The organism is Rhizobium herbae (genome assembly GCF_019511375.1).
GTDB classification, from domain to species: domain Bacteria; phylum Pseudomonadota; class Alphaproteobacteria; order Rhizobiales; family Rhizobiaceae; genus Pararhizobium; species Pararhizobium herbae_A.
In genome coordinates, this window is sequence record NZ_JAEUAO010000003.1 from 480,657 (window position 1) to 497,383 (window position 16,727).

The window sequence follows — 16,727 nt, forward strand, 5'->3', positions numbered from 1 at the left end:
TGTTTCCTTTCAGGCAGTTGCGTCGCGGGCGATACGGCTCAAGGCCTCGAAGGCTGGCCCGGACATGGGGATGTCGATGTCGAAAACTTCGGCGATGACGCGCGTCCATCCGTGGATGAAATAGACCCAGCCGTCATGGACCGTGAGGTTGCGCTCCTGCTCGGCGGCACGGGCCTGATCGAGGAAGACAAGGTCGCCGCGATAGTTGAATTCCCAGATAAGACCATTCTCGGGAAAGCGGACTGTGTCCGTCAGCGGTGAGCCGGGTCCATCCTTGCCAAGCCCGGTCGCATTCACCACCATCGAGCCGGCAGGCAGGTCGCCGACGACGCGATCCGTTTCTTCCGGTGTCGGCGCGAGGCGGTACTCGATCGGAATGGAAAAGCCGATCTCACCATGCACATGACGCATCTCGGCAAGCGAAGCTTCGCGCCGGGCAGTGACAATCAGGCGCTGCGGGACGTCTCCGCCGGCCTGCTTCTTGTTGTGCAGATAGAGTGACAGGGCAAGCGACGACCCACCGGACCCGAGCACGCAAAGGGTGGCGCCGGTTTTCGCCCAGTATCCCTCAGGCACGATCGCCTCGAAGCTCGCCCCGGCTGTGATCGGATCCTTGGCATGGCCTGCGAGACGGTTGCCGCGCTTCGAGATCGAGGAGATTTCGTGCAGGGTCCGCGCATAGGGATCGAGGTCATCAAAGAGAACGCGCGACGCCTTCAGGAGATTGACCTTGTGGGTCGTCACCAGCGCACCCAGCGACAAAGGGTCGGCCTTGATGAACTCGACCGCGCCGCGATAGGACACCGGATCGGAGTTCGGCACGAAATCGATGCCCTTCATCTCGGCGTCGAGGCCAAGATGCACCGACCAGGCCGGAAACACCTTCATGATCGACGATTTCCCGGTCGTGACCCCGATGAAATACATCGTGCGCCGGGTTGCGGGGGTGTATGCCATCAGAGTGTCCTCATTCGTGCTCGGCCCAGTCCCGCGACCGGTCAACGGTGCGGCACCAGCCGTTGTAAAGGTGATCGGCGGAGGCACGGTCCGTCGAAGGCTGAAATTCCCGGTCGAGCGCGAAGGCGGTATGCAGGTCGGCCATGTCCTTCCAGTAACCGACGGCAAGGCCCGCGAGGAACGCCGCACCGCGCGCGGTGGTGTCGATCACCTTGGGTCGCAGCACCCGCACGCCGAGCTGATCGGCCTGGAACTGCAGCACGAAATTGTTCATCGCCGCGCCACCATCCACCTTGAGCTCGGCAAGCGCGATGCCGGAATCGGCTTCCATCCGGTCGATCACATCGCGGATCTGGTAGGCCATGGATTCGAGCGAGGCGCGGATCAGGTGATTGCGGTTCGCACCACGGGTGATGCCGACGATCGTGCCGCGCGCATACTGGTCCCAGAAAGGCGCCGACAGTCCGTTGAAGGCGGGCACGATGTAGACACCGTTGGTATCGGGCACCTCGAGCGCGGCAGCTTCTGTTTCCGATGCGCTATGAATGATCTTCAGCTCGTCGCGCAGCCACTGAACCACCGAACCGACGGAAAACAGCGTGCCTTCCAGCGCATATTCAAGCTTGCCACCAAGCCGCCAGGCAACAGTGGTGAGAAGGCCGTTTTCCGACATCCGCATCTGCGCGCCCGTGTTCATCAACAGGGTACCGCCGGTGCCGTAGGTCGCCTTGACCATGCCTTCGGCAAAGCAGGACTGGCCGAACAGAGCGCCCTGCTGGTCACCGATCGAGGACGCGACCGGGATCTCGGCGCCGAAAAGGTCGGGATCTGCAAGGCCGTAGACGTCCGAGCTGTCGCGCACGTCCGGCAGGATGGAACGCGGGACGTTGAGTTCAGCCAGAAGACGCTCGTCCCAATCGCCGGTATGGATGTTGAACAGCAGCGTCCGCGACGCGTTCGATGCATCCGTCACATGGGCGCGGCCGCCCGTCAGGTTCCAGATCAGCCAGGTATCGATAGTGCCGGCTGCAAGCTCCCCGCGCCTGGCCCGCTCGACCGCACCCGGCGTGTTTTCAAGGATCCAGGCAAGCTTGGTGCCGGAGAAATAGGCGTCGATGACGAGGCCGGTCGTCTCCTTCACATAGCGTTCGAGCCCCCTTGCCTTCAGCTGGTCGCAGACACCCGCGGTGCGGCGATCCTGCCAGACCAGCGAGTTGTGCAGGGGAACGCCCGTCTTGCGATCCCAGATCAGGCAGGTTTCACGCTGGTTGGTGATCCCTATGGCTGCGACCTGATGAGCCTCGATGCCGGCGTTATGAATGACCTCCCGCGCAACGGAAAGCTGGGTCGACCAGATCTCGTTCGCGTCGTGCTCCACCCAGCCCGGCCGTGGATAGATTTGTCGGAACTCCCGCTGAGCGAGCGAGACGATGTTGCCTGCCCTGTCGAACAGGATCGCCCGCGCGCTGGACGTTCCCTCGTCCAGCGCCATGACATAGCGCTCCACCATAATGTCTCCTCCCAGATATGCGTCAGTCGTTCGGCTTGAACAAAATCTTGTGGTACCCGCCGAAGCTTCGTTCTTTAAGTGCCTTGAATATGGACGGCGCCTCCTCCAGCGCCGCCCTGTGCGTGATGAGCGGCTCCACTTTCAGGCGGCCGTCACCAAGCAAACCAATGATGTCAAACCACTCCTTTCCAGGGAATGGCAGCGAATAGGAATTCCAGGACCCTACGACCTCAAGCTCTTCGCGAACGATACGCGCGAAGGCTTTTTCCGCGAATGTGACATCGCCATACGCCGTGCCGTAGAGCATGATCGAACCCTGCTTGGCCGTGACCATGATGGAGAGGTTGCGGCCCGGCGCCGATCCCGCGCATTCCAGCGAGACCGCGACACCACGCCCGCCGGTCGCCTCCTGGACGCGGGCAACCACGTCGTCCCCGGTCGGATTGAGGCAGAGATCGGCTCCAACCTCGCGCGCCAGCGCCAGCTTGTCGTCATCGACATCGATGGCGATCAACGGCCGCGCACCGGACAGCTTGGCGAATTGCAGCGCGAAGTAACCGAGTGCTCCGCAGCCGACCACAGCCACCGCATCGCCGAGCTTGATATCGAGCTTGTGGATGCCGTGCAGAATGATCGCAGCCGGCTCGATGGTCGCCGCGACCTCGTAGGGCACGCTGTCCGGAACCTTCAGAACATTTGTGGCGGGTGCGCAGAGATACTGAGCGAACGCACCATCGCTGCGCGAGCCCATGAAGTCGTAATCGTCACAGAGATGGAACTTGCCCGCCTCGCACCATTGGCACTTTCGGCAGGGCATCAAGGGTGCGACGGCCACCCGGTCGCCGACCTTCAGGTGGCTGACAGACGCGCCGACCTTTTCCACCCTCCCCGCGAATTCATGTCCGGGAATGGTCGGAAAATGATAGGTGCCGGTCACCATGACGCGGCCGATATCCGAGCCGCATATCCCCGCGGCCTTGACCTCGACGAGAACGTCATCCGGGCCGATCTCGGGAACGGGCACGTCCTCGACCCTCAGATCACCGGGCGCATGCAACACAGCCGCTCTCATTGCAGCTTCTCCTCCTGCGGATAAATGATCGTTTTCATGCCCTTGCCGGACAGGGCATGTTCGAAGGCGGCAACCGCCTCCCCCATGCCAAAGCGATGGGTGACGACGTCGGTGACGCGGATCTGGCCGGTTTCGACGAGCCGGAGCGCGCGCGAATAGTCCTCGACGCTGGAGCCGGTCGAACCCAAAAGCTTGAGGCCCCAGTAATGAACCTTGTTCGTATCGAGCTCGACGCGCGTTCCCTTGTTCAGACCGGAAAAGAAATTCATCCGGCCGAGCCGCGCGAGGCACGACAGGGCCTGGACCTGAAGTTCGGGTGCCGGAGCACAAGTGAGTGCCACATCGGCACCATGACCGCCCGTCAGGCGCATGACCTCGTCGACGGCGTCGACCCTGCTGGAGTCCACGGTATGCGTAGCACCCAGCGGGGCAATCTCCTCGAGTCGTTCGGCGCGGCGGCCGACGACGATCACCTGCCGCGCGCCATAAGCACGGGCAAGCTGGAGGAACATGCCGGCAATCGGTCCTGTTCCGAGGATCAATACCCGATCCTCCGGCGTCACGGAAAGGTCCTTCCAGGCGTTGAAGCAGCAGGACAACGGCTCGACCAGCGAGGCTTCTTCGTAGCTCATCGTCTCGGGAATCTCGAAAAGATTGCCGCCCGAGATGGCGCCGGCCGTAACGATCATGTGCTGCTGGAAGCCACCATCGATGTCGATGCCGAAAGCCTTGTAGTCCGCGCACATGTTGTTCAGGCCTTTGCGGCACATGTCGCAATGTCCGCAGCCGATATTCGGCACCACGGAGACCCGCTGGCCGCGACGCCAGTGCGACACATGCCGGCCGACCTCGACGATTTCTCCCGCCAGTTCATGCCCGAGCACACGCGTGTCGTTGACCCCGACGCGAAAGTGGCCGCCGCGAAGGACCTTTGTGTCCGTGCCGCAGATCGAGGCGGCGAAAACGCGGACCAGCACTTCGTCGTCCAGAGGCTGCGGCTGCGGCCGTTCCTCCAGCGCGATCCTGCCCTGACCCTGATAGACGGCGGCCTTCATCGCCCTAGACCTCCATCCCGTAGCGATGAGCCTTGTGGGTCGGGTAAAGCGAGATCGTCGGAATGGTGACGTCGGGCGTGCGCGTCGCGACATAAAGGGCCAGCCACGCTACATTGTCGACGTCGATACAGGAGGCGTGGATGCCTTCCTTGATTTCCTTTTCGTCGAGCCAGCCATCGACATAGGCCTCGAGGTCACCGTCATAGAGGCCCTTGTCGATGATCTCGGTCATCGGCGTCTTCACATGGCTCGGATTGAGCACGGTCACGCCGATCTTCTTGTCCTTGCCTTCAAGCAGGATGTTCTTGGAGAAGCCCAGCATGCCGTGCTTGGACGCGCGATATGGGCTGTGGCCGGGACCGGAGGCAACGCGTGTGGACGACGAGCCCATGTTGATGATGCGGCCGCCATCGACCTGCTTTTCCATGTAGATGAAGGCTTCACGGCAGCAGAGGAAAACCGCCGTCAGGTTCGGGCCGATCGTCTTGTTCCATTCTTCGAGTGTAACCCGCGTCACCGGCGGAGCGAGACTGTCGCGGCCGGCCGAATTGACCACCACATCAATCGAACCGAACGCGTCGTTCACCTGTTTGAAGAACGAGCGGACCGTTTCCTCTTCGCAGACATCGGCATAGATCGGCAGAACCGTGCCGCCATCAGCCTTGATCTCTGCCGCCACACGCTCCAGGCGCTCGCGGTCGAAATCGACCATGGCAACCTTGGCACCGTTCTGTGCGTAAATGCGGGCAACGGCTTCACCGATCCCCGAGGCAGCGCCCGTGATGATGCAGGATTTGCCCCTGAGGGACAGGCCCTCGGAGAGGGTATTGCTGGCCATGTGAAACCTCCGTGTTCGCTCCTCCCGGAGCTTGTTTTCGTAATCGTTGAGAACCGCATCACCCCTTGCGGGCGAGCGCGACGGCCTCCGCCGTGAGCCTGGAAACCTCTTCGAAATTCCCGTCCCGAATGAGCTTGGCATCCACCATCCAGGAGCCACCGCATGCCAGAACCGCCGGCACAGCCAGATATGACGCGAGATTGCCCGGACCGATGCCGCCGGTCGGCACGAAGCGCATTCCCGGATAAGGACCCGTGAGAGCCTTGATGAAGGGAATGCCGCCACTCGGCTCGGCCGGGAAAAATTTGACAGTCTCCAGTCCGTAGGACATTGCCTGCTCGACACCCGTCGGATTGTTGACGCCGGGCACGATCGGCAATCCTGCCGCCTGCGCCGCCTCGACGATCAGCGGGTTGAAGCCAGGCGTCACGACGAACTGCGCGCCGGCCGCGCCGGCATCGGCAAGCTGCTCCCGCGTCAGAACCGTACCGGCACCCACGAGCATATCAGGCGCATCCTTGCGGATGCGGGAGATCGCCTCTGCGGCAGCCGCAGTCCGGAAGGTGACCTCCGCCACAGCAAGCCCACCCTTCAGCAGAGCGTGCGCCAGCGGCACCGCGTCTTCCGCGCGCTCCAGCACCACGACCGGCAGGAGACGCGCAGCAGCAATCCGCTTTTGAATATCCGTTCCAGCCGCCACTTGATTGCCTTTCGATCGAATTTTCTACCGTGGGAAATTTATAGAATGAAATTCGTTATTGCACAATAGGAAAAAAAATGATTTTTATTTTTTGCGCTGAAGACAAGGTCGCTGGGCGCTCGAACCCCTTGGCAGACCCGCAACCTTGGGCACTCTTTCTTCCGGAAAGCGGGTCCGGACCAGAACGGAAGCGGTGGATGACAATGATCAAGGCAGTCTTGTGGGATATGGACGGCACGCTCGTTGACAGCGAGGATATCGCCGTCGATGCGCTTGGCCTTGCCATGAAGGAAGCCGGACTGACCCCACCGGCAGATCTCAAGGACCGTGTCGTCGGTCGCTCGTCGGACGAGATTTATAATTATGTCGTCGAAACCTTCGGCCTGCGGACCAATCCGACAGACTGGGAACGACGCAAGCACCATTTCTACTTTCGCGCTGCAGGAGCTTTGCGGGGCTACGACGACGCCGTCCTGACCTGGAGAAGATTCGACGCCGCCGGCATTCGCCAGGCGGTGATCTCGAACAGCGACCGAGCCATCATGGATGTCAATCTGCGTGCCGCGGGCCTTGTGCGCCCAGGACTGGTAACAGTCGCCCGCAATGACGTATTGCATGGCAAACCTCACCCGGAAGGGTATCTGCGCGCTGCTTACCTTCTCGGCGTCACGCCGCGCGAATGCGTCATCGTGGAAGATAGCGTCAGTGGCGCGGCCGCCGCTCAGGCCGCGGGCATCGAGACTGTTTTCGTTCCCCACAGCCACAGCACTGCACCACAAGGCGTCAGAACGCTTTCCTCCATGCGCGTATTTGAAGACGAGGTGCTGGCACGCCGCTGAGCCAAAGCGTTGGAATTTCAAAAGACACTCCTTTCCCGTGGTTGACGATCCGACACGTCTCCAATAAAATATATCATATATCTTATTGGGGGATGCATGAATGGTTGATTACATCGTCGTGGGCGGAGGCTCAGCGGGAAGTGCGCTGGCAGGACGGTTGGCGCTTGCCGATGCAGGCAAGGTGCTGGTCCTTGAAGCAGGTCCACGCGACAGCAATCCGCTCATCCACATCCCTGCGGGCTTCGTGAAACTGCTCGATAGCGACTTGCTCTATCACTACAAGACGGAGCATCAGAGCGCTCTGAACGGCCGGGCACCGATCTTGCCACAGGGCGCGGTGCTCGGTGGCGGCGGATCGGTGAATGCCGCCATCTACATCCGTGGCCAGCGGCGCGACTATGACGACTGGGCGCGCCTCGGTGCCGATGGCTGGGCCTATGGCGATGTGCTGCCCTACTTCCGTCGGGCGGAAGACAACGACCGGCTGTCCGATGCTTATCACGGGACGGGCGGACCGCTCGGCGTTTCGGACTTGCGGCAAGTGACGGACCTGACGCGCGCCTTCGTGCGCAGCGCGCAGGAGGCGGGCATACCCTACACCCCGGATTTCAATGGCGTGCGCCAGCGTGGTGTCGGCTTCAACCAGACGACGACACGCAATGGACGCAGATGCAGTGCGGCAGTCGGGTACCTCCGCCCTGCCTTGAAGACCGGCAATCTCGAAATCCGCACCGGCTGCCTGGTCACACGCATTCTCTTCGAGGGAGACCGTGCCACCGGCGTCGAATATGTGCGGGGCAGCAGAATAGAGAAGGTCTTCGCCGGCAAGGAGGTCGTCCTCTCCGGCGGCGCGGTCCAGACGCCGAAGCTGTTGATGCTGTCAGGCGTCGGCCCGGAAGCGGAACTGCGCCGGCATGGCATTGCCGTCCAGCATCGGCTTGAGGGCGTCGGCCAGAACCTGCAGGACCATCTCGAATTTCCCGCCATTCGCTTCTGCACCGGCCGGCACGGCTATTATGGCGAGGACAGCTTCTTCCGTTCGATCCGCAACGGGCTGCAATATCTGCTCTTCAAGTCCGGTCCCGTCATGTCGAACGTCACGGAGGCCTGCGCTTTCGTAAACGTGGACGACATGGAGGCGGAGCCGAACATCCAGATGCATTTCGTGCCGATCGTGTTCATGGACAGCGACCAGGAACCGATCAAACGCGCCGGCGCGACGGTGAACCCTTGCGTGCTGCGTCCGGAAAGCCGGGGGGAGATCCGCCTCAAGTCCACCAATCCGGCCGACCACCCTGTCATCGATCCGCGCTACCTGACGGCACCGGAAGACATGCGCCTCTCGATCAAGGCCCTCAAGCTCGCACGAGAGATTCTCGCCCAACCCTCCTTTGAAGGTTATGTCGAGAAGACCGAGGCCTATCCCGGCAAGACGATCGACGACGAGGCAGCGCTTGGCGCCTACATTCGCTCCAAGGGAAAGACCGTCTATCACCCGGTCGGAACCTGCCGCATGGGCCGCGACGAGATGGCGGTGGTCGATCCGGAGCTCAGGGTGCATGGCCTCAGAAATCTTCGCGTTGTGGACAACTCCGTCATGCCCACGCTGATTTCGGGAAATACGAACGCGACTGCGATAATGATCGGCGAGAAGGCATCGGACATGGTCCGTGGCCTCACGCCTCTTGCGCCATCCAACGCGTAATGCACATTGTAAGCTGAGACGCAGATATCGTAACCCACAAACCGCCACAGGCCCTCGATGAATCAATTGCCGAAGATCAACAAGGGAAACCTTTCCGAGCAGGTCTATGGCACGATCCGTTCTTCGCTGATGGATGGACGTTATGAGCCGGGCGAGCGCCTGACGATCGCGAGTCTGGCCGAGCAACTCGGTGTCTCGATCACGCCCGTTCGCGAAGCGATCTTCCGGCTCGTCACCGAGCGGGCACTGGAAATGCGGGCGGCGACCTCGATCCAGGTGCGCAGCCTCACGCCATCGGAGCTGCGCGAGATCCAGATCATCCGCCATCATCTGGAGGGAGAAGCGGCGGCGCAGGCCGCTGGTCGAATTTCAAAGAAGGAACTGGCCTCCCTTGAAGCCCTGCAGGCAGACTTCACGAAGGCCGCGGCCAGCGATCCGCTGGAGGCCTCGCGCGTGAACCGCGAGTTCCACTTCAGGCTCGCGGCAGCCGCCCAGATGCCGATGCTCTACGCCACGATCGAGGCCATGTGGGCGCAGATGGGGCCGCTCATCCACCTCTATCACCTCAATACCCCGACACGCATCCTGGCGAGCGGCGATCATGGCCATTATGACGTGCTGCGCGCGCTCACAGCGCGCGATCCGGACGCGTGCCGGCGCGCCATTCAGGCGGATATCGGCGTCGGCGTCGTGATGGTCGAATGGCTGGAAGCCAAGGAGGCGGCCGGAGCCGCCTCCTGATATCGTCAAAGCTCGATCCAGGTCGTCTTCAGCTCGGTGTATTTATCGAGCGCATACAGGGACTTGTCGCGACCGTTGCCCGACTGCTTGAAGCCGCCGAAAGGCACTGTCGCATCTCCATGGTCGTAGCAATTCACCCAAACCGTGCCGGCGCGCAGTTTACGGGCGATCTTGTGGGCGCGGGACAAGTCTCGCGTCCAGACCGCTGCGGCAAGACCATAGGAGGTGTCATTGGCGACACGCACAGCCTCTTCGTCATCCTCTACCGTGATCGTCGAGAGCACTGGCCCGAAGATTTCCTCGCGCGCGATGGTCATGTCGTTGCGCACATCGGCAAAGATCGTCGGATTGACGTAGTAGCCATCCGGAGTATCGGTCGGACGATCACCGCCGAGCACCAGCCGCGCCCCTTCCTCCCGCCCCTTGGCGATATAGCTTTCGACACGATCCCGATGACTGCTTTCGACCAGCGCACCGAGCTTGGTTTCCGGATCGAGTGGATCGCCGGGACGGATCGACTTGGCTGTACTGACGACGATATCGAGGAACTGGTCCTGAATACGTTTGGACAGGATCAGCCGTGACGGGGCAACGCAGACTTCGCCCTGGTTGAAGCAGATCGCGGTGGCCGCACGCTCGGCAGCGACGCGCAGTTCCGGAACGTCGTCGAGGATGATGTTCGGTGACTTGCCACCGCATTCCAGGAAAACCCGCTTCATGTTCGACTGTCCGGCATATTGCAGGAACAGCTTGCCGACTTCACCCGAGCCCGTGAAGGCGAGGCAATCGACATCCATATGCATGCCCAGAGCCTTGCCGGCGGTGGGGCCTAAACCGGGAACGACATTGAAGACGCCATCGGGAACACCGGCTTCCGCCGCCAGTTCCGCAAGCCGGATCGCCGTCAGCGGCGACTGCTCGGCAGGCTTCAAGACGACCGAGTTGCCCATGGCCAGCGCCGGGGCGAACTTCCACGTCGCCATCAGCATCGGGAAGTTCCACGGCACCACGGCGCCGACGACGCCGATCGGCTCGCGGGTGATCGTCGCGAGTTGTCCGGGTCCCGTCGGGGCAATCTCGTCATAGAGCTTGTCAGGGCATTCCGCATACCACTGCAGGGTATCGAGGACGACGTTGACATCGATATTGCGGCTCTCGGAGACCGGCTTTCCCATGTCGAGCGTTTCGAGCACGGCCAGTTCGTCCATGTGCTTCTCGAACAGCGCCGCAAAGCGCTGCAGCACTTTCTTGCGTTCCTTGGGCGACCGGTCACGCCAGACGCCTGCCTCGAAAGCGCGGCGCCCGGCCCGGACGGCGCGATCGATATCTTCGCTGTCGCCGGCCGCGACGCGCGCAATCACTTTTCCATCGCGTGGCGAGATGTCATCGAACGTTTCGCCCGAAGCCGCATCGATCAGGCGGCCATCGATAAAGGCCTGCCCCTTGATGCCGAGCCGGTTTCGAATGGCGGTCACATCCGAATGTGTCAGTGCAAGATTCACGTTCTCCTCCAATTTTTGTCCGTGACATATATCATATATCATGTTACATCGCCGCCTCGCAAGGAATTGTTGCTTCTGTTTGGCAATTCAGAGGAGGAGCGCGTGACGCAGCCGATGAGAAACGATTTTCACCCCACCGAAGCCGAGGTCGCGCGCCTTAGGGATCGCGCGCAATTCGTGCGGCTGGAAACGATCCGGCTCATCGAGATCGCCAAGGTGGGTCATTACACCTCGGTGTTTTCCGCCGCCGAGATCTTCGCAGCGCTATACTACGATGTGATGCGGCTTTCGCCGGATCCGAAATGGCCGGATCGCGATCGCTTCCTGATGGGCAAGGGCCACGCGGCGGTGGGCCTGTTCCCCATCCTCGCCGAGCTCGGCTACATCCCGACACAAATTCTGAACGGCTATACCCGGCTCGGCAACCCGCTGGGTGATCATCCCGACATGCGCAAGGTGCCGGGTGTCGATTTCTCCTCCGGCTCCATCGGCCACGCTTTATCGAATGGCCTCGGAATGGCGCTCAACGGGCGTCGCCAGGGCCGTGACTTCACCACCTTCGTGATGCTCGGCGATGGCGAGATGCAGGAGGGCCAGGTCTGGGAGGCGGCTATCGGCGCGGCCCATCACAAGCTCTCGCGCCTCGTCGCGATCGTCGATCGCAACGGCTACCAGCTCGATGGCGCTGTCGATGACGTCATGGGCATCGAACCGCTGGACGAAAAGTGGCGCGCCTTCGGCTGGGAAGTGCATGTCGTCGATGGCCACGACATTTCCGAACTGACCGCGCTCCTTCGCCGCGTCAAAGCAGACACAGCACGCGAAAAGCCCTGCTGCATCATCGCGCGCACCCTCAAGGGCAAGGGCGTCTCCTACATGGAAACCGAACCGGGCTGGCACCTCGGCTACCTCGATCCGTCCGACGCGGAAGCCGCCCGTCAAGAAATTCTTTCCAAGGTGATCTGAGATGAGCATTGCCAACCTGCGCCCGAATTCACCGAATTCCTGGCACTACCGCGAACTGAACATGAAGAACCCGGGCCTGGACCATCTGTCCAACGGATTGATCTCGCTCGTTGAAGCGGGCCGCGACATCGTCGCAGGCTCCGCAGATCTGCAGTATTCCAACGGCCTCAACCGCTTCGCTGCACGGTTCCCGGACCGCTATTTCTCCTTCGGCATTTCCGAGCAGAACATGGTCTCGGCGGCTGCCGGCATCGCGACCACCGGCACAATGCCCTATGTCGCCACCTTCGCCTCGTTCCTTGGTCTGCTCACCTGCGAGCAAATCCGCATGGACGTCGCCTATTGCGCCCTGCCCGTCCGGCTGATCGGCCATCACACCGGCATTTCCATGGGATTTTACGGCACCTCACATCACGCAACCGAGGATATCGGCACGATGCGCTCGATCGCCGACCTGACCATCGTCTCGCCGTCCGATGGCCCACAGCTCGAAGCCGCCATCCGCGCCTCTGCTGATCATGACCGCCCGATCTACTTCCGCACGGGGCGTGGCCGCGAGCCGGACATCTACGATCCGAAGGCCGATTTCGTTTTCGGAAAGGCAATCGAGCATGCGCAAGGCGAGGAATTGACAATCATCGCCTGCGGTCTTCCGGTTCATCCCTCGATCCAGGTCGCCAGGAAACTGAACGCGGAAGGCCGCAGCGTCGGCGTCATCGACATGGCGACGGTCAAGCCGCTCGACCGGGACGCCGTTCTTGCCGCCGCCGCCCGCTCGAAGTTTATCCTGACGATCGAGGAACACAACATTCTCGGTGGTCTCGGCGCTGCCGTCGCCGAAGTGCTCGCCGAAGAGGGAAGCCCGGCGCGGCTGGTGCGCCACGGCATTCGCGACGAATACGCGCTGATCGCGCCACCGACGCACCTTTACGCCCATTACCGGCTCGATCAGGCCGGCATCGAAACGGTTGTCCGCGAAATCATCCGCTGACAGGCGTCGTCGCGCGCCGGGAGGGCGTGCGACCCCACATCGAACTTCACAACAGAGGGAGAGAGACCATGAGGTTCCTGAAATCCGCATCGCGCATGCTGTACACGGCAGCACTCGTCATATCCGCCACGACGGCGATGGCCGCCGACAAACACGAAATCTACACGCTCCTGCCGAATTCGGCGCTGTCAGGCGTCATCGATCCTAACATGGCCGATCGGTCCGGCATTGCCAAAGCCCTGCCGACCGCTGCCCGCGAGCCCGGCAAAAAACTGGTGATCGGCTGGACGGAAATCACGCTCGGCAACCCCTGGTTCGTCAGCGTCATCGATACAGCCAAGGCCAAGGCCGAAGAATACGGCTACGAACTCGACGTACAGGTCGCCGATGGCGATCCGGCCAAGACCTCGGCGCAAATCGATGCCTTCATTGCCAAGAGGGTCGATGTCATCGTGATGGATCCGACCGATCTCGCGGCGGCAGCGGCCGACGCCCAACGTGCCGTCGATGCTGGTATTCCGGTGATCGCGCTTGGAACCGTCCCGGATGACAGCTCGATCGTCACAACCGTGCTTTTCAACCCCTATGGCAACGGCTTTGAAGCTGGTCGCTATGTCGCGCAGCATTACGGCGCCGATAAGCCGATCACGGCAGCGGCAATCCTCGGCACCGTCGGCAATTCCACATCGGAAAGCCGCGTCAACGGCATGATCACCGGCATCATCTATGAGCGTGCGCAGCAGCTCGACCTCAATCTCTCCCGTGAAGACGCGATGCTCGCCGGCTTCAAGAAATTCCAGGAGCTGAAGACCGGCGGTTCGTTCGACTATCCGGAAGCAAAGTTCAGTGTGGTCTCCATGGGGGTCGGCCTCTGGACAGAGGAAGGCGGACTGGATGCGGCCGAAGACATTCTCACCGCACATTCCTCGAAGCTCGACATCATTCTCGCCGAAAATGACTTCATGGGCATGGGCGCGTTGCGCGCGCTCGAAAACCAGGGGCTCAAAGGCAAGATCGCGGTCGCAAATGCGGCGGATGGCTTCCGCGCGGCTCTCGACCTCGTGAAATCCGGTGACATGCTGGTCACCGGTCTTTGCTCCGGTTCGCATACCGGAGAAGGCGTCATGACGCTGATCAACCAGATCTTCGACAAGGGCTTTGACGCCAATAACCTGCCGCTCGGCTCCTACTATCCCTCGCAGATCGTGACCGGGACGAACGCGGACGAGTTCATCGATCCCGACACGGCCAACCCCTTCTTCCGCTACACCGTTCCGGCCTTCAAGACGATCGGCGAACTCAAGGGCTGATAGCGTGAAACGGCGGGCCTCTAGCAGGCCCGCCCCATCGGCAAGGAGGATCAGATGGACCGCCTGGACATGCGGGAGATTTCCAAGGAATTCGGCGGCGTTGCCGCACTGACGGGCGCACAATTTTGCGCACGCGCCGGCGAAGTCCATGCCCTGATGGGCGAGAACGGCGCAGGTAAATCGACCCTGATGAAGATACTCGCCGGCGCCTATACCCACGATCGCGGAGAGATCCGTATTGACGGATCACCCGTCAGCATCGCCAGCCCTCAGGACGCGATCCGAAAAGGTGTCTCCATCATCTATCAGGAATTCTCACTCGCGCGTCATCTCACGGTAGCGGAAAACATCCTGATCGAAACGCTCGGCCATGGGTTCCTGGTCAATCGCCGCGCCATGCGGACGCGCGCTGCCGAGCTGCTCGCCGGCATGGGCTTTGACGACATCGATCCGGACGATATTGCCGGCGACCTCACCGTCGCGCACCAGCAGGTGGTGGAGATCTGCAAGGCGCTGTCGCGCGACTGCTCGATCCTCGTCCTCGACGAGCCCACCGCGGTGCTCACCAATCACGAGACGGAAAAGCTGTTCAAGCTCGTGCGGCGACTGAGGGAAAGCGGCGTCTGCGTCATCTACATCTCCCATCGACTGGACGAGATCTTCAGCCTCTGCGAGCGCGTGACAGTCCTCAAGGATGGCGCGACGGTCGGCACCTGGGAAACGTCGACGCTCGACCACAAGAGCCTCGTGAACCTGATGATCGGCCGCGAACTGAAGGATTTCTTTCCTTCCCGTGATATCGCGCCCGGCCCAGTCGCCCTTGCGGTGGACAATCTTTCGACCGGACCGCTCGTTTCCGGTGTCAGCTTCCACGTTCGTAGGGGCGAGGTACTGGGCATCGGTGGCCTCGTCGGCGCCGGGCGAACCGAGGTACTCAGGGCGATTTTCGGCGCCGATCTGCTTTCCACCGGCGAAGTGCGCCTCGATGGAAAAATGCTGAATATCCGTCGGCCCGGGGAAGCCGTGCGCGCGGGTATCGGCCTGGTTCCGGAAGACCGCAAACACCAGGGGTGCCTTCTCGACATGCCGATCCTTGACAATGCGATGATGACGCCAGTCAACCCACATCTCGGGCCATTCGGCCTGCTTCGTGATCGCCGGGAACGTAGCGCGACCGAGGCTCTACGCAAGCAACTCAACCTCAAGACAGCAAGTATCGACGCTGATGCCGGCACGCTTTCCGGCGGCAATCAGCAGAAAGTTGTGCTGATGAAATGGTTGGTCTCGGGCTGCGACGTTCTTCTGCTCGACGAACCGACGCGCGGCGTCGATGTCGGGGCCAAGGTCGAGATCTACCGCGTCATCAACGAACTGGCGGCCCGCGGCGCCGCCATCATCATGGTCTCCTCCGAAATGCTGGAACTGATCGGCATGTGCGACCGCGTGCTCGTCATGCGCGCGGGCACGATCACCGGCGAACTCTCCGGCGACGCCATCACGGAGGAAGGCATCATCGAACTGGCAATGGGGCGAGAAAATGTCCACTAATCCAAAGGCTTCGAGCCTCGTTTCCACCCTGATCACCTACAACATCTATGTCATGCTGGCGGCCCTGATCGTCGCATCGGCCATGCTGTCGGAGCATTTTCTGACACTCCAGAACATCTACAACCTGTTGCGGCAGCTGGCGCCGCTCGCACTCGTCGCCATCGGTATGTTGCTGGTGATCCTGACCGGCGGTATCGACCTTTCGGTCGGCTCCGTCGCCGCGATTGGCGGCATGGGCGTGGCCATGGTCATGCCGGCACTGCCTTTCGATGGCGGCACTGCCCTGGTCGTCTGCATTCTCGGAGCCACTCTGCTCGGGGCCTTGCTCGGCGCAGTCAACGGCTTTCTCGTTGCAGGTTTCGGCATGGCGTCCTTCGTTGCCACACTCGCCATGATGACCATGGCGCGCGGCCTTGCCTATATGCTGTCGAACGGCCAGCCGGTCCGCTTTCCGCGCGACCTGCCGACGGCGCAGATCCTGACAGCCTTCGGCAGCAAGGGCATACCCGGCATCGGCCTGCCCTGGCCGGTACTGGCTGTACTGCTCTTCATCGCGCTCTTCATCTTCCTTTTGCGACGGACCAACTGGGGCCGTCTCACCATTGCCACCGGCAGCAACGAAAGCGCCGTGCGCCTCGCCGGCCTTCCCGTCTGGCGCTACAAGTTTCTCGCCTTCACGCTCTGCGGCGCGCTTTCTGCTCTTGCCGGCGTTTTCGTGACCGCCCGCACTGCCGTCGGCACCCCTGTCACAGGCATCGGCCTTGAACTGGATGCGATCGCCGCCTGTGTGATCGGCGGAGCCTTGCTGTCCGGCGGCAAGGGCACGGTGACGAACACGATGATCGGCGTTCTCATCCTCGGTTTGATCGGAAACATCATGAACCTGATGAGCGTTCCCGCCTATCCGCAGCAGATCATCAAGGGCGTTATCATCATTCTGGCAGTGCTGATGCAGGGCATCGGCGCACACGCCAAGAGACGCGTCTGAGCCTC

Annotated in this window: 15 protein-coding genes; 8 read left to right on the plus strand and 7 right to left on the minus strand. The window is 61.8% G+C overall.

Annotated elements, in window-relative coordinates; genetic code table 11:
- Positions 1–9: 9 nt before the first annotated feature.
- From JNB71_RS15355 to JNB71_RS15380, 6 genes are read right to left on the minus strand one after another with little or no spacing between them, the layout of a single operon-like run.
- Entirely contained in the window at positions 10–960 is a 951-nt protein-coding gene (locus JNB71_RS15355) for a shikimate dehydrogenase family protein (RefSeq protein WP_220372943.1), read from the minus strand.
- Between the two features lie 7 nt (positions 961–967).
- A complete protein-coding gene (gene glpK / locus JNB71_RS15360; RefSeq protein WP_220372663.1) occupies positions 968–2,467 on the minus strand; it encodes a glycerol kinase GlpK in 1,500 nt (499 codons plus the stop codon).
- A gap of 22 nt (positions 2,468–2,489) precedes the next feature.
- The gene (locus tag JNB71_RS15365) at positions 2,490–3,539 is read right to left on the minus strand and encodes a galactitol-1-phosphate 5-dehydrogenase (RefSeq protein ID WP_220372664.1); all 1,050 of its coding nucleotides are present in this window, start codon (positions 3,537–3,539) and stop codon (positions 2,490–2,492) included.
- Positions 3,536–4,594: a zinc-dependent dehydrogenase gene (locus tag JNB71_RS15370; RefSeq protein ID WP_220372665.1), complete on the minus strand. Its 1,059-nt coding sequence runs from the start codon at positions 4,592–4,594 to the stop codon at positions 3,536–3,538. The genes JNB71_RS15365 and JNB71_RS15370 overlap by 4 nt, the downstream gene beginning before the upstream one ends.
- A gap of 4 nt (positions 4,595–4,598) precedes the next feature.
- Positions 4,599–5,432 (minus strand): SDR family oxidoreductase, encoded by an 834-nt coding sequence (locus JNB71_RS15375; RefSeq protein WP_220372666.1) that lies wholly within the window; start codon positions 5,430–5,432, stop codon positions 4,599–4,601.
- A gap of 58 nt (positions 5,433–5,490) precedes the next feature.
- Positions 5,491–6,132 carry a bifunctional 4-hydroxy-2-oxoglutarate aldolase/2-dehydro-3-deoxy-phosphogluconate aldolase gene (locus JNB71_RS15380; RefSeq protein ID WP_346657274.1) on the minus strand — a complete coding sequence of 214 codons (642 nt, stop codon included), beginning with the start codon at positions 6,130–6,132 and terminating at the stop codon, positions 5,491–5,493.
- 197 nt (positions 6,133–6,329) lie between these two features.
- On the opposite strand from JNB71_RS15380, the gene JNB71_RS15385 reads away from it, so the two are divergent.
- The 3 genes from JNB71_RS15385 (at position 6,330) to JNB71_RS15395 (ending at position 9,417) form a co-directional block, all read left to right on the plus strand.
- Complete coding sequence (locus JNB71_RS15385; RefSeq protein ID WP_223215865.1) at positions 6,330–6,971, plus strand: HAD family hydrolase; 642 nt, start codon at positions 6,330–6,332, stop codon at positions 6,969–6,971.
- 100 nt (positions 6,972–7,071) lie between these two features.
- A complete protein-coding gene (locus JNB71_RS15390) occupies positions 7,072–8,676 on the plus strand; it encodes a GMC family oxidoreductase (RefSeq protein ID WP_220372667.1) in 1,605 nt (534 codons plus the stop codon).
- 57 nt (positions 8,677–8,733) lie between these two features.
- A complete protein-coding gene (locus JNB71_RS15395) occupies positions 8,734–9,417 on the plus strand; it encodes a GntR family transcriptional regulator (RefSeq protein WP_220372668.1) in 684 nt (227 codons plus the stop codon).
- 5 nt (positions 9,418–9,422) lie between these two features.
- Here the strand turns inward: JNB71_RS15395 and JNB71_RS15400 are convergent, their stop codons facing one another.
- On the minus strand, positions 9,423–10,919 hold the full coding sequence (locus JNB71_RS15400) for an aldehyde dehydrogenase (RefSeq protein WP_346657275.1): 1,497 nt from the start codon (positions 10,917–10,919) through the stop codon (positions 9,423–9,425).
- Between the two features lie 114 nt (positions 10,920–11,033).
- Between JNB71_RS15400 and JNB71_RS15405 the strand changes: the two genes are divergently transcribed.
- The 5 genes from JNB71_RS15405 to JNB71_RS15425 all read left to right on the plus strand — a co-directional run bounded on the left by JNB71_RS15405 (position 11,034) and on the right by JNB71_RS15425 (position 16,722).
- On the plus strand, positions 11,034–11,885 hold the full coding sequence (locus JNB71_RS15405) for a transketolase (protein ID WP_220372946.1): 852 nt from the start codon (positions 11,034–11,036) through the stop codon (positions 11,883–11,885).
- A gap of 1 nt (position 11,886) precedes the next feature.
- A complete protein-coding gene (locus tag JNB71_RS15410) occupies positions 11,887–12,876 on the plus strand; it encodes a transketolase family protein (protein WP_220372670.1) in 990 nt (329 codons plus the stop codon).
- A 68-nt stretch (positions 12,877–12,944) separates the two neighbouring features.
- Positions 12,945–14,186 (plus strand): sugar ABC transporter substrate-binding protein, encoded by a 1,242-nt coding sequence (locus JNB71_RS15415; RefSeq protein WP_220372671.1) that lies wholly within the window; start codon positions 12,945–12,947, stop codon positions 14,184–14,186.
- A gap of 54 nt (positions 14,187–14,240) precedes the next feature.
- A complete protein-coding gene (locus JNB71_RS15420; protein ID WP_220372672.1) occupies positions 14,241–15,734 on the plus strand; it encodes a sugar ABC transporter ATP-binding protein in 1,494 nt (497 codons plus the stop codon).
- Complete coding sequence (locus JNB71_RS15425; RefSeq protein WP_220372673.1) at positions 15,724–16,722, plus strand: ABC transporter permease; 999 nt, start codon at positions 15,724–15,726, stop codon at positions 16,720–16,722. Before JNB71_RS15420 ends, JNB71_RS15425 begins: the two co-directional genes overlap by 11 nt.
- Positions 16,723–16,727 lie beyond the last annotated feature (5 nt).